General features: G+C 59.9%; 26 protein-coding genes, 1 tRNA gene and 1 pseudogene. 12 read left to right on the plus strand and 16 right to left on the minus strand.

All coding sequences use genetic code 11. The features are described from left to right. Nucleotides 1–95 precede the first annotated feature (95 nt). A complete protein-coding gene (locus DFO46_RS21405; protein WP_120279015.1) occupies nt 96–617 on the plus strand; it encodes a TIGR02281 family clan AA aspartic protease in 522 nt (173 codons plus the stop codon). 13 nt (nt 618–630) lie between these two features. On the opposite strand, the gene deoA is transcribed toward DFO46_RS21405, so the two are convergent. From deoA to DFO46_RS21455, 10 genes are all read right to left on the minus strand, one after another. Then, nucleotides 631–1,947 (minus strand): thymidine phosphorylase, encoded by a 1,317-nt coding sequence (gene deoA / locus DFO46_RS21410; protein WP_120279016.1) that lies wholly within the window; start codon nt 1,945–1,947, stop codon nt 631–633. A 2-nt stretch (nt 1,948–1,949) separates the two neighbouring features. Next, nucleotides 1,950–2,720 carry a deoxyribose-phosphate aldolase gene (gene deoC / locus DFO46_RS21415; protein WP_120279017.1) on the minus strand — a complete coding sequence of 257 codons (771 nt, stop codon included), beginning with the start codon at nt 2,718–2,720 and terminating at the stop codon, nt 1,950–1,952. Then, nucleotides 2,713–3,519 carry a purine-nucleoside phosphorylase gene (locus DFO46_RS21420; protein WP_120279018.1) on the minus strand — a complete coding sequence of 269 codons (807 nt, stop codon included), beginning with the start codon at nt 3,517–3,519 and terminating at the stop codon, nt 2,713–2,715. The genes deoC and DFO46_RS21420 overlap by 8 nt, the downstream gene beginning before the upstream one ends. Further along, nucleotides 3,516–3,908 (minus strand): cytidine deaminase, encoded by a 393-nt coding sequence (locus DFO46_RS21425; protein WP_110793749.1) that lies wholly within the window; start codon nt 3,906–3,908, stop codon nt 3,516–3,518. Before DFO46_RS21425 ends, DFO46_RS21420 begins: the two co-directional genes overlap by 4 nt. Nucleotides 3,909–3,910: 2 nt before the next feature. After that, nucleotides 3,911–4,882 carry an ABC transporter permease gene (locus tag DFO46_RS21430; protein WP_110793748.1) on the minus strand — a complete coding sequence of 324 codons (972 nt, stop codon included), beginning with the start codon at nt 4,880–4,882 and terminating at the stop codon, nt 3,911–3,913. Nucleotides 4,883–4,892: 10 nt separating this feature from the next. Further along, the gene (locus tag DFO46_RS21435) at nt 4,893–5,996 is read right to left on the minus strand and encodes an ABC transporter permease (RefSeq protein ID WP_110793747.1); all 1,104 of its coding nucleotides are present in this window, start codon (nt 5,994–5,996) and stop codon (nt 4,893–4,895) included. 7 nt (nt 5,997–6,003) lie between these two features. Next, nucleotides 6,004–7,524, minus strand: coding sequence for an ABC transporter ATP-binding protein (locus tag DFO46_RS21440; protein ID WP_120279019.1), 1,521 nt, complete (start codon nt 7,522–7,524; stop codon nt 6,004–6,006). A gap of 66 nt (nt 7,525–7,590) precedes the next feature. Next, nucleotides 7,591–8,583, minus strand: coding sequence for a BMP family ABC transporter substrate-binding protein (locus DFO46_RS21445; protein WP_110793819.1), 993 nt, complete (start codon nt 8,581–8,583; stop codon nt 7,591–7,593). A 256-nt stretch (nt 8,584–8,839) separates the two neighbouring features. After that, on the minus strand, nt 8,840–9,499 hold the full coding sequence (gene msrA, locus DFO46_RS21450; RefSeq protein ID WP_110793745.1) for a peptide-methionine (S)-S-oxide reductase MsrA: 660 nt from the start codon (nt 9,497–9,499) through the stop codon (nt 8,840–8,842). 142 nt (nt 9,500–9,641) lie between these two features. Further along, on the minus strand, nt 9,642–9,896 hold the full coding sequence (locus DFO46_RS21455) for a hypothetical protein (RefSeq protein WP_245422682.1): 255 nt from the start codon (nt 9,894–9,896) through the stop codon (nt 9,642–9,644). Between the two features lie 238 nt (nt 9,897–10,134). On the opposite strand from DFO46_RS21455, the gene DFO46_RS21460 reads away from it, so the two are divergent. From DFO46_RS21460 to DFO46_RS21500, 9 genes are all read left to right on the plus strand, one after another. After that, nucleotides 10,135–10,224, plus strand: a tRNA-Ser gene (locus DFO46_RS21460). 659 nt (nt 10,225–10,883) lie between these two features. Beyond that, nucleotides 10,884–12,017, plus strand: a complete 1,134-nt coding sequence (locus DFO46_RS21465; protein WP_120279020.1) for a transporter substrate-binding domain-containing protein — start codon at nt 10,884–10,886, stop codon at nt 12,015–12,017. A gap of 1 nt (nt 12,018) precedes the next feature. After that, entirely contained in the window at nt 12,019–12,657 is a 639-nt protein-coding gene (locus DFO46_RS21470) for an ANTAR domain-containing protein (protein WP_120279021.1), read from the plus strand. Between the two features lie 220 nt (nt 12,658–12,877). Then, nucleotides 12,878–13,723, plus strand: a complete 846-nt coding sequence (locus DFO46_RS21475; RefSeq protein WP_120279022.1) for a nitrilase family protein — start codon at nt 12,878–12,880, stop codon at nt 13,721–13,723. A 37-nt stretch (nt 13,724–13,760) separates the two neighbouring features. Beyond that, entirely contained in the window at nt 13,761–14,909 is a 1,149-nt protein-coding gene (locus tag DFO46_RS21480) for a substrate-binding protein (RefSeq protein WP_120279023.1), read from the plus strand. A 51-nt stretch (nt 14,910–14,960) separates the two neighbouring features. Next, the gene (locus DFO46_RS21485; RefSeq protein WP_120279024.1) at nt 14,961–15,794 is read left to right on the plus strand and encodes a branched-chain amino acid ABC transporter permease; all 834 of its coding nucleotides are present in this window, start codon (nt 14,961–14,963) and stop codon (nt 15,792–15,794) included. 25 nt (nt 15,795–15,819) lie between these two features. Further along, nucleotides 15,820–17,541 carry an ATP-binding cassette domain-containing protein gene (locus tag DFO46_RS21490; protein WP_120279115.1) on the plus strand — a complete coding sequence of 574 codons (1,722 nt, stop codon included), beginning with the start codon at nt 15,820–15,822 and terminating at the stop codon, nt 17,539–17,541. Then, a complete protein-coding gene (locus DFO46_RS21495) occupies nt 17,534–18,241 on the plus strand; it encodes an ABC transporter ATP-binding protein (protein ID WP_120279025.1) in 708 nt (235 codons plus the stop codon). The genes DFO46_RS21490 and DFO46_RS21495 overlap by 8 nt, the downstream gene beginning before the upstream one ends. 3 nt (nt 18,242–18,244) lie before the next feature. Next, entirely contained in the window at nt 18,245–19,399 is a 1,155-nt protein-coding gene (locus DFO46_RS21500) for an amidase (protein WP_120279026.1), read from the plus strand. Between the two features lie 187 nt (nt 19,400–19,586). Here DFO46_RS21500 and DFO46_RS24185 read toward each other — a convergent pair. From DFO46_RS24185 to DFO46_RS21530, 6 genes and pseudogenes are all read right to left on the minus strand, one after another. After that, nucleotides 19,587–19,727, minus strand: a pseudogene (locus DFO46_RS24185) (AraC family transcriptional regulator); the annotation flags it as partial. Between the two features lie 44 nt (nt 19,728–19,771). Continuing rightward, the gene (locus tag DFO46_RS21510) at nt 19,772–20,953 is read right to left on the minus strand and encodes an alpha-hydroxy acid oxidase (protein WP_120279116.1); all 1,182 of its coding nucleotides are present in this window, start codon (nt 20,951–20,953) and stop codon (nt 19,772–19,774) included. A 7-nt stretch (nt 20,954–20,960) separates the two neighbouring features. Next, nucleotides 20,961–22,469 carry a tripartite tricarboxylate transporter permease gene (locus tag DFO46_RS21515; protein WP_120279028.1) on the minus strand — a complete coding sequence of 503 codons (1,509 nt, stop codon included), beginning with the start codon at nt 22,467–22,469 and terminating at the stop codon, nt 20,961–20,963. Nucleotides 22,470–22,491: 22 nt separating this feature from the next. Next, nucleotides 22,492–22,950, minus strand: coding sequence for a tripartite tricarboxylate transporter TctB family protein (locus DFO46_RS21520; protein ID WP_120279029.1), 459 nt, complete (start codon nt 22,948–22,950; stop codon nt 22,492–22,494). Beyond that, complete coding sequence (locus DFO46_RS21525) at nt 22,950–23,921, minus strand: tripartite tricarboxylate transporter substrate binding protein (RefSeq protein ID WP_245422694.1); 972 nt, start codon at nt 23,919–23,921, stop codon at nt 22,950–22,952. The genes DFO46_RS21520 and DFO46_RS21525 overlap by 1 nt, the downstream gene beginning before the upstream one ends. 28 nt (nt 23,922–23,949) lie before the next feature. Beyond that, nucleotides 23,950–24,645: an IclR family transcriptional regulator gene (locus DFO46_RS21530; protein ID WP_120279031.1), complete on the minus strand. Its 696-nt coding sequence runs from the start codon at nt 24,643–24,645 to the stop codon at nt 23,950–23,952. Nucleotides 24,646–24,779: 134 nt separating this feature from the next. Between DFO46_RS21530 and DFO46_RS21535 the strand changes: the two genes are divergently transcribed. Then, a complete protein-coding gene (locus DFO46_RS21535; RefSeq protein WP_245422684.1) occupies nt 24,780–25,814 on the plus strand; it encodes a hydroxyacid dehydrogenase in 1,035 nt (344 codons plus the stop codon). Then, on the plus strand, nt 25,811–26,485 hold the full coding sequence (locus DFO46_RS21540) for an RraA family protein (protein ID WP_120279032.1): 675 nt from the start codon (nt 25,811–25,813) through the stop codon (nt 26,483–26,485). The genes DFO46_RS21535 and DFO46_RS21540 overlap by 4 nt, the downstream gene beginning before the upstream one ends. Nucleotides 26,486–26,508 lie beyond the last annotated feature (23 nt).

The following is a 26,508-nucleotide window of genomic DNA, read 5'->3' on the forward strand; positions in this document are numbered from 1 at the left end:
CCGAAACTCCGGTTTCGGGCCGTTTTGTCTCGCGCGTTATCCCGCCTCTTGGCCTTGGCTGCTACGATCTACACATCGCTCAAGGGTTCAAGCCGATGTTTGTTCGAACGTTGTTCACGGTCATGATGCTCGCGCTCTCTGCCAGCCAGTGGCCGACGATCGCGGTAAAGGTCGAAGCCATGCTGGCCGATCGCAAGGCGGCCTCCCTCGATAACGTCGCAGCCAAGCCTGCCACTACGGGGCCTTCCGGCCAGACGGTGCTGCCTATGGGGCCGGGCGGCCACTATATCGGCACTTTCAAGATGAACGGCAAGCCGATAGAGGCGATGGTCGATACCGGTGCTTCAACGGTCGCGATCAATGTATCAACCGCCCGTCGCCTGGGCTTCAGCCCGGCGGCGCTCGATTTTCGCTACGAGGTGAACACTGCCAACGGCTCTATCAAAGCTGCCCATGTCATTCTCGATCGCATCGAGATCGACACCATCAGGGTAAGGGCGGTCGATGCCTTTGTTCTCTCCGATCAGGCACTATCATCGACACTTGTCGGCATGAGCTTCCTGACAAAACTCCGATCATATACCGCCGAGAACCGCGCCCTGCGGATGCTTCAATAGAATCCTTTTGCCTTCATTCTTGGCCGATCCTCAGCCCAATTGCCGGAACGGCAATCGGCTTCGTTTCGGAAATTTGATAACACTTTGCTACAGTCTTGGCGGCTTGAGCGGCGGCTGCCTCGTCGTTCGCTTGAACGAAGGCGATCGGTTCACCTTTAGTGATCCGTGTTCCCAAGGGGCTGAAGCCGGAAAGACCGACACCATGGTCGATCGTGTCACTCGGACGTTGGCGACCGCCGCCGAGCGATACCACCGCGAGGCCGAGTTCACGCGTATCGCAGGCATTCAGATAACCGTCCCGCTCGGCGAGCACGGCCACCTCGACCTTGCCGCGGGGTAGATAATTCTCTGCCTTTTCCATGAAGTCCAAGGGGCCGCCAAGTTCGTGCACCATCTGCCCGAAGATCTCTGCGGCTCGTCCGGAAGTCAGCATCTCGCTGCAACGCGCCAAGGCCGCTGCCTGATCGCTCTCGACTCTGGCATTCACCAGCATTTCTGCAGCCAGTGCTAGAGTTACCTGTTCGAGCCGCGTGCCGCTTTTGCGGCCTTTTAGAAAATCGACCGCGTTCTGCACTTCAATCGCGTTCCCGGCGCAGTCGGCCAGCGGTTCGTTCATGTCGGTCAACAGCGCCGTGGTCTTTACACCTGCACCGTTGGCGACCCGCACCAGCGAACGTGCCAGGGCCTCGGCGTCTTCTGCCTTCGCCATGAATGCGCCATTGCCGACTTTCACGTCGAGAACCAGGCTTTCAAGCCCGGCCGCAAGCTTCTTCGACAGGATCGATGCGGTGATCAGCGGAATGGATTCGACCGTTGCCGTCACGTCGCGGATTGCATAGAGCCGCTTGTCAGCCGGTGCCAGATTTCCCGTTTGGCCGATAATCGCACAGCCGGCGCGATCCACGGTCCGGCGAAAAATAGCATTGTCGGGCATCACATTGTAGCCGGGGATCGACTGTAGCTTGTCCAGCGTGCCGCCGGTATGACCAAGTCCACGCCCTGATATCATCGGCACAGCAAGCCCGCAGGCGGCAACGATCGGTGCCAGCATCAGGGACACATTGTCACCCACGCCGCCCGTCGAATGCTTGTCGGCAACTGGCTTACCAACATCGGCCCACGAGAGCACGTCGCCGGAATCGCGCATGGCAAGCGTCAGCGCTACGATTTCATCCGGCGTCATACCCTTGAAGAAGACTGCCATGGCAAAGGCAGCAACTTGCCCCTCTGAGATCGTTTCCTTCGACAGCCCCTCAATAAAGCCGGCGATTTCTTCCCCGCTCAGCGTCCCGCCATCGCGCTTGCGCCGGATGATCTCCTGAGGAAGCATGGTCAATACCCTGACGTTGGGGCCGATGCCTGCTGGCCGGAGAGAACAGCGACAATGCTGTCGAGCAACCCGGATGCGCCAAAGCGGAATGTTGATGGCATGACCCAGTCTTCGCCCATTATGGTGTCTGCGAGCTTCAGATAGTGGGCGGCGTCAGCGACAGTCGAAATTCCACCGGCCGGCTTGAAACCGACCTTCTTGCGGCTGTCGCGGATCGCCTGCAACATGATGTCCGCCGCTTCGAGCGTCGCATTGACGCCGACCTTGCCGGTCGAGGTTTTGATGAAGTCGGCACCGGCCGCGATCGCCAGATCCGCCGCCTTGCGGATCAGCGAAATATCCTTGAGCTCGCCAGTCTCCAGGATGGTCTTCAGGATGGCGGTGCCGCAGGCGGCCTTCACCGCCGTCACCATGTCCGTGACCGCCTTCTCGTCGCCGTTGGCCAAGGCGCGATAGGGAATGACGAGATCGATATCGTCTGCGCCGTCCGCAACCGCGTCCCGCGTCTCGGCCAGCACGTCCTCGATCTTCATCGCGCCAGAGGGAAAGTTCACAACAGTGGCGATCCGGATCGGACTGTCAGGACCAAGAAGCGTGCGAGCCTGCATGACAAAGCGCGGCCAGATGCAGATCGCAGCCGTCGGACCAAAGGCGGTCTGCGCTTTGCCGCACAGCGTCACGATCTGTTCCGGGGTGCAGTCGTCCTTCAGGTTTGTGAGATCGAGCAGCGAAAGCGCTCGCGATGCGACAAAGCGCAGTTCCTGGTTATCCAATATCGTTTCCTCCGCCGATCATCCGCGTCAGGATGCGGGCCAGACGTTTGCCGCCGATCGGCGCCATGTCTTTGGTTTCCTCGTGGCTCAGTTCGCCACCGGTCATGCCGGCCCCATAATTGGTGATCACGGAGGCTGCCGCAACCCTAAGGCCAAAGAAACGTGCCAGGATCACTTCCGGCACCGTCGACATGCCGACCGCGTCAGCACCCAGCACGCGCGCCATCCGGATCTCTGCGGGCGTCTCGAAGCTCGGCCCGGAAAACCACATGTAGACGCCCTGCGAGAGATCGATGGCCTCGGCGGCGGCGGCCTCGCGCATCGCGGCCGACAGGTCGGCGTCGTAGGCGGACGTCATGCCGACGAAGCGTCCATCGCTCGGCTCGCCAATCAGCGGGTTCATGCCGGAATAATTGATGTGATCGCTGATCTGCATCACCGAGCCCGGCGGCATATCTTCGCGCAACGAACCGGCGGCATTGGTCAGGATCAGCGACCTGACGCCGAGCCCCATCAGCACTTCGATTGGCCCACGCATCGCGTTTGCGTCGCCGTGCTCGTAATAGTGAACGCGGCCTGCCAGCATGATGACAGGCGTCTTGCCGAGATAACCGGCTACCAGTTCACCGGCATGGCCGGAAACAGCGCTGACGGGGAAGCCCGGCAGCTCGGAGTAGGGGATGCGGACGGCATCGCGGACTTCACCGACCAGGGAACCGAGGCCGGAACCCAGAACGATGCCATAACGCGGCATGAGGCCGTTCAGACGTTCGACCAGAAGATCGACCGCGGCCTTCATCCGAGGATCTCGGTCTTGAAGCTCAGCGGCAACAGCTCATCCATCGTCACGGTCTTTTGCACGCCAACCTCGTCGCAGAGATAGATCTTGGTCTCGGCGCTGGCGAATTCCGAGATCTTCTGGCGGCAACCGCCGCAGGGCGGGCAAAGCGCGAGCTTTTCGGCAATGACGGCCATCTCGACGATCTTCTTGCCTCCGCCCATGATCATGCAGCCGATGGCCGTTGGTTCCGCGCACCATCCCTGCGGGAACGAAAGGTTCTCGATATTGGCGCCGGTATAGATCTTCCCGTCATCGGCGCGGATCGCAGCACCCACGGGGAATTTCGAGTAGGGCGCATGCGCAAACGCCATCGCGCCGCGTGCGGCCTCGAAGAGATCGTGAGCCATGATCAACGCTCCTTTGTGTAGGGCACGCCACCGGCCTTGGGCGGGTTGGCGGCACCGATGAAACCGGCCAGCAAAACGCAGGTCAGGATATAGGGCAGCGCCTGGAAGATCTGGACCGGCACTTCGCCGATTCCCGGAACAGCCTTGCCCTGCATGAAGTTGGCGAGTGCGTCGAGGAATCCGAAAAGAAGGCAGGCGAACATGACAGGCACAGGCTTCCACTTGGCGAAGATGAGCGCCGCCAGCGCGATATAGCCCTTGCCCGCTGACATGTCCTTGATGAAGGCCGCTGACTGCGCGATCGCGAGATAAGTGCCGGCAAAGCCGCAGAGGAAGCCGGCAACCAGCACGGCCCGGTAGCGCAGATAAGTCACCGAGATGCCGGCCGTATCCACAGCGCCCGGGTTCTCACCCACAGCGCGCAAACGCAGGCCGAAGCGTGTGCGGTAGAGCACCCACCACGACAGCGGAACGGCGAGGAAGGCGAGATAGGTAAGAATGTTGTTGCCCGAGATCACGTTCGCATAGATCGGTCCAATAAAGGGCACATCTCGCATCGCGTCGGCACCCGGCAGGATGATCGGCGAAAAGCGTCCGTCATTGGTCACCTGTGGCGTGCGCCCACCCTGGCCGAACCAGGCCTGCCCGAGCACGACTGTGAGGCCGGCGGCAACAAAATTCAGCGCCACGCCCGAGACGATCTGGTTGCCACGATTGGTGATCGAGGCAAACCCATGGATGAGCGAGAAAAACAGCGAGATGCCGATCCCGGCGGCAAGTCCTGCCCAGGCCGAACCCGTCAGATGGGCCGTGCAGGCAGCTGCAAAGGCGGCAGCCAGCATCTTCCCCTCGAGCCCGATATCGAAAATACCGGCGCGTTCTGAAAAAAGCCCGGCGAGCGCCGTGAAGATCAACGGGATCGACAGGCGGATGGTCGACCCGAGAATGCTGATGAGGATGTCGAAAGTATCCATGGTCTGATCCTCAACCCTTCACGAACGTCTGGTAAGCTCGAACGATCATCGGCCTGCACATGAATTCAAGCGCGCCGGCAAACAGGATGACGAGGCCCTGGATGACCACGATCATGTCGCGGGTGATGTTCGGCATGTCGAAGGAGAGTTCGGCGCCGCCCTGATAAAGTACGCCGAACAGGATGGCGGCGATGATGATGCCGAGCGGATGGTTGCGTCCCATCAGCGAGACTGCGATGCCGACGAAACCTGCGCCGCCCACGAACTCGACTTGCAGGCGGGCCGAGGCGCCGAGCACGGGGTTGAGAGCCATCATACCCGCAAGACCACCGGAAATCAGCATCGTGATGACCACGATCTTGGTGTAGGATATGCCGGCATAGTCGGCAGCCGACCGGCTGAGACCCATGGTCCGCATTTCGAAGCCGAGCTTCGTCCGCCAGATCAACACCCACACCACGAAGCACATCGCGAGTGCGATGAGGAAAGAGACGTTGAACGGGGCAGGGCCCAGCTTGCCGCCGAACATGGCGATCAGCCAGTCGAGCTTGGGCAATTGGCCGCCTTCGAGGAAGGTGCGCGTTTCCGGCGCCATCTTGCCGGGCACGATGAACACATTCACGAGCAGATAAACCATCAGCGCCGCGCCGATGAAGTTGAACATGATCGTGGTGATGACGATGTGGCTGCCACGCTTGGCCTGCAGCAAAGCCGGGATCAGCGCCCAGGCGGCGCCAAAAAGAGCAGCGCCGATGATTGCGAACGGCATCGTCACATACCATGGCACATAATGGTCCAGAGCCAGCGCCGCCAGTGCGGCCCCAAGTCCGCCGACATAGGCCTGGCCTTCAGAGCCGATGTTGAACAGCCCGGCATGGTAGGCCACCGCCACCGATAGGCCGGTAAAGATGAAGTTAGTCGCATAAAACAGCGTAAAGCCGATGCCCTCGCCGCGCCCAAGCGCGCCTTGCAGCATTAGCTTCAATGCCTCCCACGGGTTTTCCCCGATGATCCAGACCACGAGACCGGACACCAGAAAGGCCAGCGTCAGGTTGATCAGCGGCAGCAGCGCATAATTGATCCAGTTTGGAAGGGGTACGGATGCAGTGCTCATCAAATCCTCAAGCGGCAATACCGGCCATCATAAGGCCGAGTGTCTGTTCACCGGCATCCGGTGTCTTCTCGCCAACCACCTTGCCGGCGAACATCACCAGGATACGGTCGGACAACGAACGGATCTCGTCGAGTTCGACGGATACGAGCAGCACGGCCTTGCCCGTATCGCGCGTCTCGACGATCCGCTTGTGGATGAATTCGATCGCGCCGATATCGACCCCGCGGGTCGGTTGGCCGACGATCAGGAGCTTCGGATCACGCTCGATTTCGCGGGCAACAACGATCTTCTGCTGATTGCCGCCGGAGAAGTTCGCCGTCTTGAGGCGCGGGTTTGGCGGTCGGATGTCGTATTTCTCGATCTCGGCCACGGCGGCCTTGCGGATTGCATCCGGGTCGAGAAAGAAGCCTTTTCCGTAGCGCTCATCGCGATGATAGCCCAGAATGGCGTTCTGGCTTTCCTCGAAGGGCAGAACAAGACCCATGTGATGGCGGTCTTCGGGAATATGCGCAACGCCGATGCCGCGCAATTCGGCCGGATCAAGCCCGGCGACGTTGCGGCCACCGATCCAGATCTCTCCAGAGGTCGGCTTGCGGATGCCGGTGATCGCTTCCAGCAGTTCGCTCTGGCCGTTGCCGGCGACGCCGGCAATCCCGACGATTTCGCCGGAGCGCACGTCGAAGGAAACATTGTCGACCATGACCACGCCGCGGCTGTCCTTGACAGTCAGGTTGCGCACCGAGAGGTAGATGTCGCCGGGATTGGCCGGCTGCTTGTCGACATGCAGCAGCACGCGACGGCCAACCATCAGCTCTGCGAGCTCCTCGACGGTCGTCTCAGCCGTCTTGCGCGTCGCAACGATCTCGCCGCGCCGCATGACCGAGACCGTGTCGGTGATCGCCATGATCTCGCGCAGCTTGTGGGTGATCAGGATGACGGTCTTGCCCTGGTCGCGCAGCACGCCGAGGATCTTGAACAGGTGATCGGCTTCGGCCGGCGTCAACACGCCCGTCGGCTCGTCCAGGATCAGGATTTCGGCCCCACGATAGAGCGCTTTCAGAATTTCCACGCGCTGCTGCAGGCCGACCGGAAGTTCTTCGACCACGGCGTCGGGATCGACCTCAAGCTCGTAATCCTCTTCCAGCTTCTTCAGTGCTGAGCGCGCTCTGTCGACGCCCTTTGACAAGGTCGCGCCGCCTTCTGCGCCGAGCATCAGGTTTTCGAGCACCGTAAAATTTTCGACCAGCATGAAATGCTGATGCACCATGCCGATGCCGGCGGTGATGGCGGCCTGGCTGTCGCGGATCGTGATCGGTTTGCCGTCGATCTGGATGGATCCCTGGTCGGCCTGGTAGAAGCCGTAGAGAATCGACATCAGCGTCGACTTGCCTGCGCCATTCTCACCGATGATGCCGTGGATGGACCCCTTGGCGACCGTGAGATTGATGTTCTTGTTGGCGTGCACCGCACCGAACTTCTTGTCGATGCCGATCAGTTCGATCGCCGGTACCTGGCTGGTTGCAGTCATTCCGGTCCCCCAGACATAAAAAGGGCGCAGGACGACATAGGAGCCGTCCTGCGCCCGGATTTCAGATCACTTCGGGCAGGAATTGTCCGACATGTAGTCGTGGATCTTCACGGTCCCTGCGATGATGTCGGCCTTCGCCTTTTCGACGGCGGCCTTCATGTCGTCGGTGATAAGCTTGGCATTGTTGTCATCGAGCGCATAGCCGACGCCGTCTTCCTTGACGCCCAGCGCGAGCAGACCCGGGGTGAACTTGTCGTTCTTCGCGTCTGAATAGGCGTTGTAGACGGCGAGGTCGACGCGCTTGACCATCGAGGTCAGAACGGAGCCCGGCTGCAGGTGGTTCTGGTTGGAATCGACGCCGATCGAGAACTTCTTGTTGTCGGCTGCCGTCTGCAGAACGCCGAGGCCGGAAGCGCCGGCTGCCGCGTAGATCACGTCTGCACCCTGGTCGATCTGGTTCTTGGCCAGCTCGCCGCCCCGGACCGGGTCGTTCCAGGCAGCACCGGTGGTGCCGATCATGTTCTGCAGAACTTCGATGTCAGCCTTGGCAGCGCGCGCGCCCTGCTCGTAGCCACATTCGAACTTGCGGATCAGCGGAATATCCATGCCGCCGACGAAGCCGACCTTGCCAGTGGTCGATGCCATGCCGGCGAGCAGGCCGACGAGGTAGGATCCTTCTTCTTCCTTGTAGACGACCGAACGGACATTCGGCTTGTCGACGACGGAATCGACGATCACGAACTGGGTGTCAGGGAATTCTGCGGCAACCTTTTCGACGGCAGACGTCCAGGCGAAGGAAACGGCAACGATCGGGTTGAAGCCCTTCGAGGCGAAGTTGCGGATCGCCTGTTCGCCCTGGGTGTCGCTGGTCGGTTCGAAGTCACGATAGTCAACGCCGGTTTCGGCCTTGAACTTCTCGGCGCCACCATAGGCCGCTTCGTTGAACGACTTGTCGAATTTGCCGCCCGTGCCATACACCAGCGCCGGCTTGACGTCGGCCGCAAGCGCGGTTGCCGACATCGCGGCCAAGGCAAAGAGACTGAGGAGGGTTTTCTTCATTGTGCAGCCCTGTTTGTTGCTATTGATCTTGTTGGGTCCTCCCGCAAGCCTTTCCGTTGGGAAAGACATGTCTGCGGAACCGCCGCTCCCCTTTTCCAGAGGTCCTGGCTGGCCCGCATCCTTGCATGGCTTTTGCAAAAATTCACCAGATTTTTTTCATCTGGTAAAGATTCACACGTGTGCCGAAAATTCAGCGCCGTGTGTGAAAATCTAGTCGGATCAAGGAGATTTGTGCCGCCCCTTTGGGCAGCACGCCTCACGCAGCCGGGGAGATGGGGCAGGAAACGCCCGTCCCGCGCAGGCCGCAATAGCCGTTCGGATTCTTGGCCAGATACTGCTGGTGATAGTCCTCGGCATAGTAGAAGGGGCCGGCATGAGCAATTTCGGTCGTCACGCGGCTGTTGCGCCCGGCCTCCACCAGCGCCTGTTGGAACCTGTCGCGCACCGCAATCGCAAGCGCCATGTCCTCTTCGGTTTCGACATAGATTGCCGAGCGATAGGTGGTGCCGATGTCGTTACCCTGCCGCATGCCCTGGGTCGGGTCGTGCGCCTCGAAGAAGATCTTGAGGATTTCCTCCAGGCCGATCTTTGCGGGATCATAGACCACCTTGACCACTTCCGTGTGGCCGGTAAGCCCGGTGACGGTTTCCTGATAGGTCGGATTGGGCGTGATCCCGCCCTGATAGCCGGCGGCGGTCACATAGACACCCGGTGTCTGCCACAGAAGCCGCTCGGCGCCCCAGAAGCATCCCATCCCGAGATAGATCGTCCGCATCTGTTCGGGATAGGGACCCTTGAGCGGCAGGCCGGAGACGAAATGCGTCTCGGCCGTCGACAGCGGCTCGGCTCGCCCGGGAAGCGCATTTTCGGACGTCGGCATCACGGTCTTCTTGTTGAACATGTCGATCAGGAACATCTCGATACTCCTTCTGGAAAGGTGGAATGCCGCCGTCGGGACGCGGAAGCTCGGATATATGTTGTATTCGGCGACCGGGTTTCTTGACCGATGTATCGGCCGCCGCGATCTATTCAATGGGTGCCAACGCGTGAGCGAGCGCTCAGGCCGCAAATCGCCCTGCCAGCGATGGCTTCTTGTATCCCAGCATCCAGAAGACCAGCGACAGCGCGAACAGAACGACAAATGCAGGCTGGGGCAGAAGCGTGTCGTGAAATGCAGTCCAGGTGCCCATGCCGAAACGCACTTCGAGGATTTCTTGCAGTTTGTAGAGCGATGTCGGGCTGACATCGGCCCAAACCGATGACAGCGGCGTCAGGATCATGCGGGAGGCCGAGACCGACGCAATCGTATCCACAGTCGCCGCAACCACCCCAGCGCATAGCAGGAGCAAACTCATCATTCTCAACGCAAGCCGCACCATAAACATCCCCGGCTGAACTCGACCGGCAGTCTCCAGTCCCACTGCCGTCTGGCGTTATAGATAGGGATTTGCAGGCCAATGTCAAAATAATGATAGATTTCGGTTGATCGGCAGAATTTCATGGGTATATATCGCGCCCGACCAACCGCGGTGTTTTTCCCGCGTTCCCCCTGGACAGGTGGCCGAGTGGTTTAAGGCGCACGCCTGGAACGCGTGTGTGCGTGAAAGCGTACCGTGGGTTCGAATCCCACCCTGTCCGCCATTCCCTGAGATAACTATCTGATGTTGTTGTTGAATTTTTGAGTATCTGCGTCTGGCCCGCCAGTCAGCCCGCCAAACCATATACTTGAAGCATAAAATTGAATCTCTCTGGAAATTCACCGCAGAAGTTGCCGCGGCGGTTGTGTGGAACTGTTCGCGGGCGAACGAGTCGCTGAGGTAAGCAACTCGTAGATGGAGTGGCTCACTCTACGCGAAACAGTGTAGTTGATGGTCAAGCTTCATCAACTCCCGCGTGAGAGGCGAAAAGACAATTTTGCTTCATAAAAATCATATAGATAAGTAATCTTCACGAAGCCGAGACTAAGGGTCTTAGGTTGGTATCCTTTCAAGGCGTAGCTATGACCGCGTCGCGCCCCAATCTCAGCCATAGATTGGTTATCGCCTTCGCCCGAAAGCGGACACAGCTCCGGTGCCGCGCCAGTTTCGCAGGGCCTTCGATCCAGTATTCGTTCTGTACTCAGCGTTATGGCCCCGCAAGACGTTGACGCCGTCCGGCATCCACGACCTGAGGCCAGGGTTCTGAGGCGAGAAATACCTTCGCAGGACCTACGAACGCGCCGAAGCAATACCGCTGCTTGAAATCGAGAGAGCGCTCCGCTCTATAGGTGCCCCGACCAGTGGATAGAACAGGGCTTGGACATGTCGAACAGCGAATGGCGCGTGGGCGTTCTCTTTTCCCGCAGCGGCGTCACAACGGTGACGGAGACGGAGCATTTCCTGGGAACTGCCTTGGCGGTGGAGGAGATCAATGCTGCGGGGGGCGTGCTGGGACGGCCGATACAGCCCACCGTCTATGACCCCGGCGGTGATAGCGGTTCCTATCGAAGTCTTGCTCGCCGCCTTTTGGCTGAGGACGATGTTAACATCATCTTTGGTTGTTCAACCTCGGCAAGCCGCAAGGCGGTGCTCCCGATCGTTGAACGTCATAACGGTCTGCTCTTCTATCCCTCGATGTATGAGGGCTTCGAATATTCGGAAAACGTCATCTACACCGGCGCCACATTGAACCAGAATACCTTCGCGCTCGCGGAATTCCTTTTGCGTAATTACGGCCCGCGCATCTACTTCGTCGGTGTCGACTACATCTACCCGCGCGAATCCAACCGGGTGATGCGCGACATCGTCGAGTCCAAGGGCGGGCAGGTCGTTGGCGAGCGCTACATTCCGCTGCATGCCGGCGACGACGTTCTGCAGCAGGTGCTTTCGGACATCACCCGACTGAAGCCGGATGCGATCTTTTCGACCGCGATCGGCCGCCCGGCACAGCAATTCTACCGGATGTATGCCGAAGCAGGCTTCGACCGTCGTCGGAAACCGATCGCCAGTCTGACCATGGCCGAAACCGAAATCCGGGAAATTGGTCCAAATCTCTGCTCCGGACACATTTTGTCCGCGACCTACTTCCAGACGGTGGAAGGTGCGGCGAACAGTCGATTTGTCGAGGCCTACAAGAGCCGCTTCGGTAATGACGTGACCACCAGCGTTTGGTCCCAACCGGCTTATACGCAGGTCCATCTTTTTGCGCGGGCGCTCGAACGCGCCGGCTCGCTCGAGACTCACCGTATTTCCGAAGAGGTGCTGATGGAGGATTTCATGGCGCCTGAAGGTCGGGTGACGTTCGACAGCGATACGCGTCACCTCTGGCTCCACCCTCGGATCGGTATTGCCCGCGATGACGGCTTGTTCGATATCGCCTGGCAGGCACCCGGACCGATCAGGCCGGATCCTTATCTCACGGCATCCCGTTACGAAGATGCATGGCTGGAGGCTTGAGATGGCAGGCCCAAACAGGATCATTCAAGACCTTCGGCGAGCTCGCGTTCTGGTTGTTCACCCGCGTGATGAAGACGGCGATGTTTTGGTGTCGCATCTGCGCCGCCTCGGTTGCGAGGTGCGGGCAATCTGGCCCTTGCCCGCAAGCTTGCCGCCTGACATCGATACCCTGTTCCTGCACATAGAGGATACGTCTGTCGAACATGCGGTCCAAATCAGCGAGGCCCAGCAGCCAGCCATCATCGCGATCCTGACCTATGAAAGTCCCACAGCATTGCAGGCGATCATTGATCTGGACGCCCATGGCGTTATCTCCAAGCCTCTTCGACCCCTAGGTATCCTCACCCAATTTGCTCTGGCCCGCTATCGTCACAGCTATGAAAAGCGCTTGGTCGGAAAGGTGCAGAAACTCGAGGAGACATTGAAGGGGCGTCGGCTCGTGGAGAAGGCCGTTGCAGCCTTGCGCGCGATGAACGGCCTTGATGAGGATACCGCCTACAAGTTGTTGCGTGATCAGGCGACGGCGAAGCGGGTTCCGATGGCCCAAGTCGCCGAATCGATTGTTGCGGCCCATGAAACCATGCGCAGCTTTGGCCTGTCTTTGCCGGGTTCGGCGGCGCAGAAGGCGACCGAGACTTAACCCGGTCGCACTCAGGGCCCGTAGGGCCCTTTTGCCCAAGTTTTGGACGGCGCTGAAATTTGCTCAATTTTGCGACTTGACTTGAGTTAGGTTCCATGGAAGCTTTGCCGTCGAGCAGGATTGCTCTGCGGCAAGGTTGCCGCTTTCACATCATGGCTATGCAGCCTCTGGTTCACGGATTGAATTCCGTGCCGGAGGTTTTTTGCGTTTGGAGAATGACTTGACCGATCCGGTTCTGACGTCACGAAATCTCACGGTTGCAGCAGCTCAATTCGAGCCACGCATAGGCGATCGCGCCTCCAATCTCGCCGCCATCGAGAGGCTGGTTCGGCAGGCGGCAGCAGAAGGTGCCGATATCGTTGTGCTGCCAGAACTCGCCGATTCAGGTTACGTGTTTCGCGATACGACCGAGCTGTCCAGCCTGGCCCAGCCGGTCCCGGATGGCGAAAGCACGCGTCTTCTTGCCGCTCTTTGCCATGAACTTTCGATCCACGTGGTTTGTGGCGTCGCAGAGAGTGACGACGGCATCTTCTACAATTCCGCCATCCTCTGCGGGCCGGAAGGCTATCTGGGCAAATATCGTAAGCTCCATCTGTGGAACGAGGAGAACCGCCACTTCGCCCCGGGCAATCTGGGGCTGCCGGTCTTCGACATTGGCACCGGCAAGATCGGTATCGCGATCTGCTACGACGGTTGGTTCCCGGAAGTGTTTCGCCAACTCGCCCTCGACGGCGCCGAGCTCATTTGCGTGCCCACCAACTGGGTACCTATGCCCGGATCGGAAAGCCAGGCCGATACGATGTCGAACATCCTGACCAAGGCGGCAGCGCATTCCAACGGCGTGCACATTGTCTGCGCCGACCGGATCGGCACCGAACGGGGCCAACCCTTCGTTGGTCGCAGCTTGATCGTCGGTCCCGAAGGCTGGCCGCTTGCCGGGCCCGCCAGCGCCGACCGCGAAGAGATACTGCTTGTCCAAATCGATCTGTCGAGTGCGCCGCGAAGCCGCGCCCTCAACAGTTTCAATCATCTGCTCGGTGACCGCCGGACGGATGTCTATCGCTGAAAACGAAACCACGCCTACCAAAGAAAAGGGGAACATAATGATACGCACAACCATCCTGCTCGCTCTCGCTTCGGTCGCCTTCGGCACGGCGTCTTATGCGGCAGACCCAATCAAGATCGGCGTCCCGGTCGGACTGTCCGGTGCCAACAGCGTCGTCGCGCCATCGGTCGTTCAAGCCGCCGAACTGGCGGTCGAGGAAATCAATGCCAAGGGGGGCGTCCTTGGCCGGCCCCTCGAACTTGAAATCGCCGACGATGCGTCCGGCGCTGCCGGCGCACAGAAGGCATTCGACAGTCTGGTCTTCCAAAAGGAAGTCGATGTCCTTATCTCGATGGAAACCAGCGCAGCGCGCAATGCCGGCCTGCCGATCGTCACCAAGGGCGATGTCCCCTACATCTACACCTCGTTCTACGAGGGCAAGTCATGCAATGCCAACCTGTTCGTCAATGCCTGGGTGCCGGAACAGCAAGTGCCGCCGCTCGTCGACAATTTCACCGGTAAGCAGGGCGCAAAAAAGTTCTTCCTGATCGGTTCAGACTATTCCTTCGGTCGCGGCATGCTGGAATTCGCACGCGCCTATATCGAGAAATCCGGTGCGTCGGTCGTCGGTGAAGAATATCTGCCGATGGACGGCAGTGACTGGACGGCCGTCATCTCCAAGCTCAAGGCCTCCGGTGCCGATGCCATCATCACCTCGACTGCCGGCGGCGCGCCGAACGTCACACTGACCAAGCAGCTTCGCTCATCCGGTGTCACGCTGCCTTATGGTAACCTTGCGGTGGATGAAGGCACGGCAAAAAGCATGGGGGCGGAAGCGAGCGGCATCTTCCTTTCGGCATCCTATGTCACCAGCATCGACAGCCCGGAGAACAAGGCCTTCCTGGCGGCCATGGACAAGAAGTTCGGTTCGGAGCTTCGCACGCCGAACGATCTGTCCGTGCCGCAATACGAAGCCATCTACCTTTACAAGGCGGCGGTCGAAAAGGCCGGTTCGACCGAAACGGCCTCTGTGCTGGAAGCGCTGCCGAGCGTCTCCTTTACCGGTCCACGCGGCACGATTTCCATGAGCAAGCAGCATCACGCACCCCTGACCATGTATCTTGGCCAGGTTCAGGATGATGGCAGCGTCAAGGTGGTCGACAGCTACAAGGACGTCGATCCCGGCGAGCAGTGCCCGAACCTCTGATTGCTGGCAAGGTGGGGCGAAAGCCCCACCTTCGATCCCGGGAAGACACGCATGACACTTTTCCTCGACATCATCAGCACGGCCGCGATCCTCTTCATTGTCGCTTCCGGCCTGCTGACCATTTTCGGCGTGCTGAAGATCATCAACTTTGCCCATGGGGCCTGGCTGACGATCGGAGCCTATTGTGCGGTCGTTGCCAATCAATTGGGTTTGAACCCTTGGCTGGCCGCAGGACTTGCCTTTGTCACCGGCGCCGTGCTCGGTGCCTTGGCCGAACGCTTTATTGTTCGCCCACTCTACCGTCGTCCCTTGGATGCCATCCTGGCCACATGGGGCTTGGGCATTGTCGTCGGGCAGCTCATCACCCTCTGGTTTGGACGCGACGTCCATTTCACGCCGGCTCTGCTTCCGGGGACGTTCGACATTCTCGGCACGAGCTATTCGCTCTACCGTCTGTTTGCCGTTGTGGCCGCCCTTGTGATCGGCCTCGGCTTTGCATTCCTGCTTGAGGGAACACGTCTCGGTCTTTCCGCCCAAGCCGTGATCATGAACGAGAATCTGGCACGGGCACTGGGCATGGACACGACCAGGATTCGATTGGTGACCTTCATGATCGGCACAGGCCTTGCGTCACTGGCGGGCGTGCTTCTGGCGCCGTTGACCAGCGTTGATCCCAACATGGGTGTTGCCTGGCTGACGGGCGCCTTCATGCTGGTCATGGTCGCCGGCACCTCCTTTGGCGCGCTTGCCACCGCCTGTCTCGTTTTCGGGGCCGCGCAGGTGCTGGTCTCCATATTTTTAAGCCCTGTCCTTGGCGGAATCACCGTCGCCCTGCTTTGCGCCATCGTATTGCGCATTCGTCCGAAGGGATTTGCCCGTGCCTGACAAACACAAACTCCGGCTGACCCTGATGGCAGCCCTCGCGCTTTGCGCCTTGTTGCTGGTCATCTTCGGCCCTCTGGTCCTCGACCGCTTCAGCCTCAATGTCCTGACACGGTCGATGATCTACGCGATGCTCGCCATTACCGTCGATCTGCTCTGGGGCTATACCGGTATTCTCACCTTCGGTCAGGCGGCCTTCTTCGGTGTCGGGGCCTATGCCACCGCCATGGTGCTCACCCATATCGGCGCGAGCCCCTCTCTCTTCGTCTTGGCCCTCATTGCCGCTGTTTTCGTTCCCCTCGTTCTGGGCCTCGCTGTCGGCTGGCTGTCCTTCTACCATGGCTCCACGCCCCTTTATGCGACCGTGATCTCGCTCGTGGTGCCCATCGTCATTACCCAGCTTATTTACTCGGGTGGCGTGTGGACCGGCTCATCGAGCGGCATGGTCGGCTACCAGACACTGCCACTCGGACTTGCCGGCTTCTTCCGGCTGACGGGGATCTGCCTGCTCGTGCTTGCTGTCGTCGCCTTCATATTCGTGCGATCGGATGCCGGTCGTCTGCTGGTCGCCATCCGCGACAACGAGACGCGTGTCGCCTATCTCGGGATGAGCCCGTCCCGGATCAAGGTCGTCCTGATGGCTGTTCTCGCAGGCGTCGCCGGGCTGGCAGGTTTTCTCTTCGCCAATGCCTCCGGTGTCGTTGCCCCCGAAAACAGCGGCTTCGTGTTCGGCACGGAGCTGGTCGTCTGGACTGCTCTCGGTGGCCGCGGCACCATCTTCGGCCCGCTGTTGGGTGTGATTGGCATCGACTATCTGAGCGCCAACCTGTCCGGCGAGCTGCCATTCCTCTGGCAACTCGTCGTGGGGAGCGTGTTCGTCGTCATGATCATCCTGTTGCCGGGCGGCCTTGCATCCCTGGTGACAGCGCGTTTCGGACGGGATGGACGCAAGCATCGCCTTGAAGAGCTTCCTTCAGCGAGCCGTTTAAATAGGTTGGCCTCTGACGTACCGGTTGTTGCCGTCACGGGGCTTGGCAAATCCTTTGGTGCGCTCTCCGTGCTCAAGAGCATCGACTTTGCCATTCGGCCAGGCGAGCTTGTCAGCGTGGTGGGTCCAAACGGAGCCGGGAAGACGACCTTGATGCGATGCCTGTCCGATGGAACGGAGAAGATCGAAGGTCGTGTCGAAATTGCCGGCCGGGATATTGCCGGCATGCCGCCGCAGGACGTCGTGGCACTCGGTGTAGGCCGCAAGTTTCAGGTGGCCAGCATCTTTGACAGCATGACCGTGGCCGAGTGTCTGCGCATGGTCCGGATGCGCCACGAGAGGCCTGCCTTGACGCACAGTCCCGATGTGATCGACCTTCCCGCCGCAGCGATCGAAATCCTGCGTCTGACCGGGCTGACCGACATGGCAGACCGGCCCGTGTCTCTCCTGTCTCACGGACAGCGCCAGGCTCTGGAACTGGCCATGGTCGTGGCCTTGGAACCACGGCTCATTCTGCTGGATGAACCGACGGCCGGCCTCAGCAAGGCAGAACGCATGACGATCGGCGCAGTGTTGAAGCGTCTGACAGCGGACCTCGGCTTTGCCGCGATCCTTGTCGAGCATGACCTCGATTTCGTTCGCGAGATATCAAGCCGGATTGTGGTGTTGCATCAGGGCAAGCTGGTTCTCGATGGCACGGTCGAAGACGTTGTGCAGTCGGAGACCGTCCGCACCATTTACTCGGGAGGCGCCCATGCGTGAGACCGTCAAACTCGAACTTTCGGGCCTGCGTAGCGGCTACGGAACCGTCAGCATCGTCAACGGTGTCACGCTCTCGATCCAATCCGGCGAAATCTTCGCTCTGATGGGCAAGAACGGGATGGGGAAAACGACGCTTCTGAAGTCGATCTTGGGTTTGATTAAACCGTCCGACGGTGAGGTGAGCGTCGACAGCAAGCCAATTACCGGACGAAGCACTGCCGAACTGATCGCAGCCGGGATCGGCTATGCGCCGCAGGAGCAGCCGTTGTTTCAGGATCTTTCGATCCGAGACAACCTGCGACTGGCGCTTAAAACCGACCGGGACCTCAAACCGGCACTTGAGCGTGTATTCACCTACTTCCCCTTTCTGAAGGAGAGGATGCAGCAAAAAGCCGGAACGCTGTCCGGTGGTGAACAGAAGATGCTGATCCTATCGCGCGCACTGATGCTTAAGCCCAGCCTGCTTTTCATCGACGAGATCTCGGAGGGGTTGCAGCCCTCGGTCGTCTCGAAGATTGGCGAAGTCCTCGCCCATGAGCGCGATGCCAACGGAACGACCGTCATTCTGGTGGAACAGAACCTCGATTTCGCGCTCTCGGTCGCCGATCGCTGGGCCGTCCTGAAGCTTGGCGCGATCGACGACCAGGATCAGAACGGCCCCGGCACGCGCGAACGCGTGCTCCAGCATCTGAAGATTTGATCCATGAAACCTCTTGCCAATGCATTTCTCCCCTATCCTCCGGTGCCCGTTGCCAGTGCAGAAACGGGGCCGTTGGCGGGCCTCCGGCTTGCGGTAAAGGATCTGTTTGACGTCAAGGGTTATCCAACCGCAGCCGGGAACCCGTATCTGCTCGCGGGCTCCGGCATCAAGGAAGAGACGGCGCCGCTGGTGCGCCAGTTGCTCGATCTCGGCGCGAGCTTTGTCGGCAAGACCCATACCGATGAACTGGCCTATTCGCTGATCGGCAACAACCTGCATTTCGGGATGCCGATCAATCCTTCGCATCCCGAGCTCATTCCCGGGGGATCTTCCTCCGGGTCGGCAGTCGCAGTCGCGAGCGGGCTTGCAGACATTGGCCTCGGGACCGACACATCAGGTTCCATCCGGCTGCCCGCCACGGCAAACGGACTGTTCGGCTGGCGCCCGAGCTTTGGCCTGTTGGATCCGGCCGGCGTCCGACCGCTTGCGCCAAGCTTCGACGTACCCGGCCTGTTTACTCGTGATTATGCCACTCTGCGGCGCGTGATGCAGTCCCTCGGTGTGCATGATGCACGCACACCGTCGACGATCCTGATCGTGGAGGACCTATTGTCGTCATGTGATCAGGATATTGCCGACGCATTCTGGGCCACGATGAGAAAACTTGAGGCTCCGGTTGTCACACGACCTTCGCTGTCGACAACCGGACTTCCAGATCTCGCACGCTGCTTCACCACAATATTGCAGAAGGAGGCTTGGCAGACCAACCAGGTCCTGTTCGAGCGTGCCCGGCAGACACTGGCACCGGATATTGTTCAGCGCCTGATTTCAGGACGAGAAATATCACACGAAAGCTACGAGACGGCGGTCTCCCAGCGCGCCCGCTTCCGTCAGGCCTTCGAGGAGACCATGCACGACGCCGTCCTCGTGATGCCGACCCTGCCAACGGTTCCGCCTCGACGGGACGATACGCAGGAGCGTTTTGCCGCCTTTCGGGCTCGCTCCATCGAAATGCTCTGCATCGCGGGGCTTTCAGGCTGTCCGCAGATCACGATGCCGTTGCCTTTGGCGGGTGGAGAACCTGCTGGGATATCGTTGATTGCGGCCCACGGGTTTGACGCAACATTCGTAGAAGGACTTGCTACCCGGCTTGCTTGATGTGCTGTTGGAATGAGATCGGAGGCGTTACAGGGTAAAAGTATGAGCAAAAAAGACGATAGCGGCATCAGATGATGTCGCCGGCGATCTTCTGCAGCGTGCCAGCGAGAACGGCAAACCCGGCCAGATAATCCGCCACCCGGTCGAAGGATGAGTGCATGGGTAGCCGTGCCGGTGCAAGGTCGAGCAGTCGGGCGAACTGACGCGGCGACTGCCCGACCGCGCGCGCTGCCTCGTCAGGGGAAATGTGCTGGCCCTTTTTGCTCTCGATGAGAACCACTGCCCGTTGTATCCGGATGTCGTCAACATGACGGAAAGCAGACGCACGGCGCCGTGCTGTCAGAGCAGAAATATATTACCAAGCGTACCAAGCTAGAACGCGTGTAGATGCTCTTCCGACATCTCGCTCGGTATACTTAAACCGAGCAATGCCATGTTTCGGTCCACCTCAGTCTTGAGAATATTCGCTGCCATCCGAACCCCGCCTATGCCAGCGACTGAGGCGGCATAAAGGAACGGGCGGCCGATGAACACGAATTGGGCTCCCAGACCCAAGGCTGTGAGAACATCAGTTCCGCGCCGAATACCGCCATCCAGCATAACGATTGTTCGACCGCCGACAGCATTGACGATTGCGGGCAAAGCGTCGAGCGGCGAGACAGCGCCGTCGAGTTGCCGCCCACCATGGTTCGATATGACAATTCCATTGACACCGAGTTCAACGGCTTGTCGCGCGTCTTCTTCATGAAGAATTCCCTTCACGACGAGATTGCCTTTCCATCGTGCGCGGATACGCTGCAGGTGGACCCAGTTGAGATGGTCCTTTTTGCCGAAATCCCGCATGACCGATGACGACACAATCGGTGCGCCGCGGGTCGCATACGAGTTCTCGAAGTGCGGGATCCCTTGCCGCAGGATCGTCCTGAGAAAGGTCCCCGTCGTCCAGCGGGGGTGTAACACACCCTGCCAGACCAGGCTGAAGCTCGGCCTGAGCGGCGTGGAGAAACCTGCTCTGATATTGTTTTCCCGATTGGCGAGCGCCGCCGTATCGACCGTGAGCATGAGGGTTGCAAATCCCGCAGCCGCCACCCGGTCGAGAAGTGCGTCGATACGATCGTCCTCGCCGGGCAGATAGGCCTGGAACCAACTGTCCGGCGCCGCCTGAGCGACTTCCTCCATCCGGATCAAGGACGAGCCGCTCATGATCATCGGAATCCCCGACTGCGCAGCTCCCTTGGCCAATGCCAGATCGCCACGATAGGCCATCAGTGCACTGATGCCCATGGGAGCGATGCCAAAGGGTGCGGCATAAGTCTTTCCGAACAGTTCCGTTCCGGTCGACCGTGCAGACACATCGCGCAAGATGCGAGGCTTGAAGGCGTAGCGGCGAAAGGCATCCACATTCATACGCAAGGATGCGTTTGTTTCCGCTGCGCCCGCTATGTAGCCGAAGAGGGGGCGCGGCAGATGCCGCCGCGCCTGGAGTTCGAAATCTTCCAAAGACAAAACGTTCTTCAGTCGACCACGGATTGGGACATTCTGCGATGCTGGCATGCTCAACTCAATCCTCGCTCGCCTCAAACGCTTCCTTGCGTCTCCTCCGGATCGTCGGAAGGATAAGCGTCAGGAGCATACCGGCCGCGATGAGCAGAAGGATCGCGCTGATCGGGCGCTCGACGAAGACGAGCGGATCTCCTTGGGAGATAAGGAGCGCCCGGCGCAGGTTGGTCTCCAGCAAAGGCCCCAGTACGAAGCCGAGCAGAAGAGGACCAGCCTCACATTTCGCCTTGCGCAGGATATATCCAAGCACCCCGAAGACGATGACCAGAGCCACGTCAAAACCGCGATTGTTCACGCTGTAGACGCCTATGCAGCAGAACAAGAGGATGGCCGGGAACAGTATACGGTAGGGCACCTTCAGCAGGCGGACCCAAATGCCGATCAAGGGCAGATTGATGATGAGCAGCATGGCATTGCCGAGCCACATCGACGCGACCAGTCCCCAGAACAACTCCGGCTGGTTCTGGATCACGGATGGCCCCGGTGTGATGCCGTGGATCGTCATGGCGCCCAGCATCATGGCCATGATGGAATTGGAAGGAATGCCGAGCGTCAGAAGCGGAATGAAGGACGATTGCGCGCCCGCGTTGTTTGCAGCTTCCGGCCCTGCCACGCCGGCAATCGCACCATGTCCGAATTTTTCCGGCGTTTTGGAGATCTTCTTTTCGACCGAGTAGGCGCTGAACGCGCTGAGCGTCGCGCCGCCCCCCGGCAGCACGCCTAGTAATGTGCCGACGGCGGTGCCGCGAAGGACCGCGGCCCAGCTCTCTTTGAACTCCTGCCTCGTCGGCCAGAGACGGCCGATGGTGCTCTGCAGGACACCCCGGGCCTCCTTGAACTCCAGATTGCTCGCAATCTCGGCCACACCGAAGAGTCCGACGGCAATCACGACAAAATCGATCCCGTCATAAAGTTCGGTGGAGCCGAAGGCGAGGCGGGTGGCGCCGCTGTTGACGTCGATGCCGACCATGCCGAGGACCAGTCCCAGGCACACCATGCCTATCGCCTTGACGACGGACCCGTGCGCCAAGATCGTTGCCGCCAGCAGGCCAAACACACACAGAGCTACATATTCGGCTGCTCCGAAAGACAGCGCGAAGGACGAGAGCGTGGGCCCTGCGACAGCAAGGCCGATCGTTGCAACGGTTCCTGCAAAGAAGGAACCCAGTGCAGCGATCGCGAGAGCTGCACCAGCCCGACTTTTCCGCGCCATCTGATAACCGTCGATCGCTGTCACCACAGCCGAAGCTTCGCCGGGCAAGTTCACCAGGATCGCCGTTGTGGATCCCCCGTACTGGGCGCCGTAAAATATGCCAGCCAGCATGATCAAAGCGCCAAGGGGTGGCAGGAAAAAGGTGACGGGAAGCAGGATGGCGACGGTGGCGGTGGGCCCGATCCCCGGCAGGACGCCGATGAGCGTGCCAAGAAGCGCTCCGATAAAACAGAAGAGCAGGTTCGTGGGTGTCATGGCTTCCGAGAAGCCAAGGATGAGAACGTCAAGGAATCCCATGTCTAAGTCCTTCCACTGCCGATCAGAGAGGCAGGATCGGCATCTGAACGCCGAGGCCGTAGATGAAGATGAAAGCGCCAAAGGCGGTCAGAACGACCGTCGAGATCAGGATCTCTCGCCAACGGGATTCCTGATCCGCCAGGCTGCCAACGATGAGCAGCCAGGCCGTCGAGATGGCGAAGCCCAAGGTTTCCGCCATGAGCGCGAAACCCGCGATGGCCGCCACAAGAATGAAAAGCGGCTTGAAATTACTGGCGCCGATGCTGTCATGCTCCTTGAGCAAGCCCTTGATGAGGACGACCAGGCCGATGGCCACTATGATCCCGCAGATGACGGTCGGCAGAAAGCCGGGACCCATCATGGACGGTGTGCCGAATTGAAGGTCGCGCCCGGCCCAAAGGCCAAGCGCTCCCAATCCAGTCATGACCAGTCCGGCGAGAATATCGGGATAGTCCCGCTTCACCTTGGATGAGCCGGACATCACTTCACCCACGGGGTCTCGTTCCAGATTTTCTGGAACCGCTCCAAGCGAACTGGCATCTGCTTTTCCCATTCTGGTCCGGGCAGATAAGCCAGCGGGAGGGCCAGCTGCTTTGCCTGTTCCATGAATTCAGGGCTCTCGATGACGCGCTTCACAGCCTCGGAAAACTTGGCGGTGATTTCCGCGGGAACGCCAACCGGCGCCGCAATGCCACGTTCGGATGTCATCTCGACATCGAAGCCTTGCGCCTTCGCAGTCGGGACATCCGGAAGCTGGGCGGACCGCTCGGACCCGAAATGCGCAACCATGCGCAATCCAGACGTATCGTTACCCGCAAACTCGCTAATGTTGAGGCCCCCGCCGGAGATCTGCGACCCGAGGATGGCCGTGCGGGTCTCGCCAGCGCCACTGAAGGGGATATGCGTGAAGGTGGTTCCGGTTGCTGCACCCAAAAGGATGATGGCCAGATGGTCGTCAGTTCCCACGCCCGACGAGCCGAACGAAACGCTGCCCGGCTGAGCCTTTGCGGCATCGACAAAATCTTGGAGGGTCTTAATGTTCGAGGACGCCGGGACGACCACGGCCGCCGGATCGTCAACGATGCGCGCGATTGGCTGGATAGACTTGGGGTCGTAGCCGAGCTTGCGCTGCACCTGCATCGAAAGGAAGCCGGGCGTATTGATGTAGGAGAAGGTATAACCGTCGGGCGCCGCCTTGGACAGCGCGGTATAAGCAATTTCCCCAGATGCCCCCGGGCGGTTTTCGATGACGATGTCGGCGCCGAGTTCTTTTTCCAGGAGAGGTTCAATCGCGCGCGCCATCACGTCCGTGCTGCCGCCGGGCGCAAATGCCACGATCATCTGGATGGGACGATCATTGGGCCATTCGGCATGGGCAAGCGACGTGGATGCGGCAAGGGCCGCAAAAGCGAGCGAAAGTGGTGTCAGTCTCAACATTTTCCAATCCTCCATTGGAATAAGCGGTCCCGGTCCCGCGTGACTATCCGGGTTGTCCCCCCATGGCGGCCGATAGTTTGCGGGCGGCCATCTGAAGAATTTCGAGATTTTTGCTGATAGCTTCTTCAGTGAAGCGGGCTGGTGGTCCGGTGAGCGCCAGCGATCCGAATAGCTTGTCGCCATCGCGGAAGATCGGCACCGCTATGCTCGCAACCTGTGGGTCACGTTCGCCGAACGCGACGTAAAAGCCCTTCTCTCTGGTCTCGTCGTAGACTGTGCCTGTCTTGCCTGTGAAAGCGAGTATGACGCGTCCCGGCGCACCGCGATCAAGAGGCAGCAGGTCCCCGACACGCGCAGAATGACGAATGGATTGATGGGAATCATGCCGGAACAGGCAGACCCGCTCGTCTCCCTCACGGGCGTAAACGGCGGCACTTTCGCCCGTCTGATCCACTAGCTGGGCCAGGAGGGGCTCGATGATATCGGCGGCCCGAAACGTCGATTGATAGATGTTGCCGAGCTTCATCAGCTTGGGTCCCAGTCGCCAGCTTCCATCCTCGTTGCGAATGAGCAGGCCGAATTTCGCGAGCGACCGCGCGATCCTCAAGACGGTGGACTTGTCGAGTTCCACACGTCGCGAAAGTTCGCCCAGCGACAGTGAGAAGTCGCGGTCGGTGAAGGCTTCCAGCAATGATGCAGCGCGCTCTACGGCTGCGACGCCGGCTGAATTTCCAGGCATTGGTTCCTCCGAAAGATGTTGTACGTTGTACTAGGTACAACATCTTTTCATTTGGTACAATACGCGATAAATGGTTTTCGTCAACGGGCCATCCCGTGGTCGAGTTAAGGTGTTGGAATGCGATGGAGGAGCAGATGAGAGCGGCAGCCGAATCCGGTGACATGCGGCCGAGGCGGGTGATGGTGACCGGTGCGGAACTGGTCCAAGAGGCAAGAGATCTGCTTGCCGCCCATCGCATCGAGATGATCTACGCCCCTGCCTATTCGACATCAAACGATCTGGCCGCTCTTGCCAGGGATCGGGACGTCGATGCGATCCTTGTCCGCCAGGGGCAGATCGACCAATCGGTCATCAACGCTTCTCCGCGACTGCAGGTGATCGCGAAGCATGGCAGTGGCGTGGACAACATCGATCTCTTGGCGGCCACGGCAAGAGGCGTTCCCGTCTTGCGCGCCCTTGCTGCAAACGCCCAGTCCGTTGCCGAACTCGCAATCACGCTGACCATCAGTCTGATGAAAGACGTTGTGCCGCTGAACACGGCGGTGAAGAATGGGGACTGGCCTAAAACCAGATATGTCGGCCGCGACCTTGCAGGCGCCGTCTTCGGCGTCGTCGGTTACGGGGAAATCGGGCAACGGGCCGCATCGCTGGCCCGCGGGCTCGGAATGCGCATCGTGGCCTATGACCCTTTCTCGAAAGGCACGGCCGATGTCCAGGTCGAACGGGACCTTGACGCCGTCTTGAAGGTCGCTGACGTCGTCAGTCTTCACTGCCCCCTGTCTCCGCAGACCCACCACCTGATCAATTCCGATCGCCTTGCGATGATGAAACCCAGTGCCTTTCTGGTGAATACCGCCCGTGGTGCCGTGATCGACGAAGCGGCTCTGGTTGCAGCCCTCAAGTCGCAGGTGATCGCGGGAGCGGCGCTCGACAGTTTCGAAGTCGAGCCGCCTGCGCCGGACAACCCGCTCTGGACACTGCCGCAGGTCATCGCGACGCCACATGTCGGCGGAGCCAGCCGTTCGGCTCTCCGCAACATGGCCGTCCAGAGTGCCGAACACATCATCGGCGTGCTTGAGGGGCGAGGCTATAACAGCTGTGCGGTCGCCAACAGGGAACTCGTAGCCGCCGCGACATGTGCGGTCGGTCCAAAAGGAGGATTGGAATGATTGGATTTCGGGTCTGCCGTCGCAAGCGCAAAGTCGACGCACAGTGGGTCGAGGCATATCGGCAGTTGCCTGTCGCCAATGTCGGCGACGTGATGAGCCGAATGACTGCGGCGGGAGCGGCACTTCGGCCATACTACACGGGGAGCAAGATGGTCGGGCCGGCGATCACGGTCAAGGCGCGCCCCGGAGACAATCTCATGGTCCACAAGGCGCTCGATATTGCCGAACCCGGCGACATCGTGGTGGTCGATGCAGGCGGCGATTTGACCAATGCCATCATCGGTGAGTTGATGGTGGCCCACGCCGCCCAGCGCGGCCTTGGCGGCATTGTCATCTACGGCGCGATCCGCGACAGCGCCGAGTTGAGCGTCGGCTCCTTCCCCGTATTCGCCTGTGGTATCACTCATAGAGGTCCCTACAAGGACGGCCCCGGCGAGGTGAATGTCCCGATCTCCATCGGCGGCATGGTCATCAATCCAGGCGACCTGGTCTGCGGTGATCCCGATGGCCTGCTGAGCGTGCCGATCGATGATGCCGAGACTATCTACCTCGCAGCGAAAAAGAAACACGAGGCCGAGACCAGGCAGATGGAGAACATTCGTGCAGGCAAAAACGATCGGACCTGGGTCGACGCTGCACTTCATAAGCAAGGCTGCGTCATCGAGGCCTGAAGCGTAGAGCTGGCATCAGATCC

It is taken from the genome of Rhizobium sp. AG855 (genome assembly GCF_003610655.1).
Lineage (GTDB): Bacteria > Pseudomonadota > Alphaproteobacteria > Rhizobiales > Rhizobiaceae > Allorhizobium > Allorhizobium wuzhouense.

Excerpts from the sequence above, each read along its gene's own strand:
- DFO46_RS21405 (WP_120279015.1), top strand. The coding sequence starts at position 96 with ATGTTTGTTCGAACGTTGTTCACGGTCATGATGCTCGCGCTCTCTGCC.
- deoA (WP_120279016.1), bottom strand. The coding sequence starts at position 1,947 with ATGCTTCCTCAGGAGATCATCCGGCGCAAGCGCGATGGCGGGACGCTG.
- DFO46_RS21420 (WP_120279018.1), bottom strand. The coding sequence starts at position 3,519 with ATGAAGGCCGCGGTCGATCTTCTGGTCGAACGTCTGAACGGCCTCATG.
- DFO46_RS21425 (WP_110793749.1), bottom strand. The coding sequence starts at position 3,908 with ATGGCTCACGATCTCTTCGAGGCCGCACGCGGCGCGATGGCGTTTGCG.
- DFO46_RS21430 (WP_110793748.1), bottom strand. The coding sequence starts at position 4,882 with ATGGATACTTTCGACATCCTCATCAGCATTCTCGGGTCGACCATCCGC.
- DFO46_RS21435 (WP_110793747.1), bottom strand. The coding sequence starts at position 5,996 with ATGAGCACTGCATCCGTACCCCTTCCAAACTGGATCAATTATGCGCTG.
- DFO46_RS21440 (WP_120279019.1), bottom strand. The coding sequence starts at position 7,524 with ATGACTGCAACCAGCCAGGTACCGGCGATCGAACTGATCGGCATCGAC.
- DFO46_RS21445 (WP_110793819.1), bottom strand. The coding sequence starts at position 8,583 with ATGAAGAAAACCCTCCTCAGTCTCTTTGCCTTGGCCGCGATGTCGGCA.
- msrA (WP_110793745.1), bottom strand. The coding sequence starts at position 9,499 with ATGTTCCTGATCGACATGTTCAACAAGAAGACCGTGATGCCGACGTCC.
- DFO46_RS21465 (WP_120279020.1), top strand. The coding sequence starts at position 10,884 with ATGTCGAACAGCGAATGGCGCGTGGGCGTTCTCTTTTCCCGCAGCGGC.
- DFO46_RS21470 (WP_120279021.1), top strand. The coding sequence starts at position 12,019 with ATGGCAGGCCCAAACAGGATCATTCAAGACCTTCGGCGAGCTCGCGTT.
- DFO46_RS21480 (WP_120279023.1), top strand. The coding sequence starts at position 13,761 with ATGATACGCACAACCATCCTGCTCGCTCTCGCTTCGGTCGCCTTCGGC.
- DFO46_RS21485 (WP_120279024.1), top strand. The coding sequence starts at position 14,961 with ATGACACTTTTCCTCGACATCATCAGCACGGCCGCGATCCTCTTCATT.
- DFO46_RS21490 (WP_120279115.1), top strand. The coding sequence starts at position 15,820 with ATGGCAGCCCTCGCGCTTTGCGCCTTGTTGCTGGTCATCTTCGGCCCT.
- DFO46_RS21495 (WP_120279025.1), top strand. The coding sequence starts at position 17,534 with ATGCGTGAGACCGTCAAACTCGAACTTTCGGGCCTGCGTAGCGGCTAC.
- DFO46_RS21500 (WP_120279026.1), top strand. The coding sequence starts at position 18,245 with ATGAAACCTCTTGCCAATGCATTTCTCCCCTATCCTCCGGTGCCCGTT.
- DFO46_RS21510 (WP_120279116.1), bottom strand. The coding sequence starts at position 20,953 with ATGCCAGCATCGCAGAATGTCCCAATCCGTGGTCGACTGAAGAACGTT.
- DFO46_RS21515 (WP_120279028.1), bottom strand. The coding sequence starts at position 22,469 with ATGGGATTCCTTGACGTTCTCATCCTTGGCTTCTCGGAAGCCATGACA.
- DFO46_RS21520 (WP_120279029.1), bottom strand. The coding sequence starts at position 22,950 with ATGTCCGGCTCATCCAAGGTGAAGCGGGACTATCCCGATATTCTCGCC.
- DFO46_RS21525 (WP_245422694.1), bottom strand. The coding sequence starts at position 23,921 with ATGGAGGATTGGAAAATGTTGAGACTGACACCACTTTCGCTCGCTTTT.
- DFO46_RS21530 (WP_120279031.1), bottom strand. The coding sequence starts at position 24,645 with ATGCCTGGAAATTCAGCCGGCGTCGCAGCCGTAGAGCGCGCTGCATCA.
- DFO46_RS21535 (WP_245422684.1), top strand. The coding sequence starts at position 24,780 with ATGAGAGCGGCAGCCGAATCCGGTGACATGCGGCCGAGGCGGGTGATG.
- DFO46_RS21540 (WP_120279032.1), top strand. The coding sequence starts at position 25,811 with ATGATTGGATTTCGGGTCTGCCGTCGCAAGCGCAAAGTCGACGCACAG.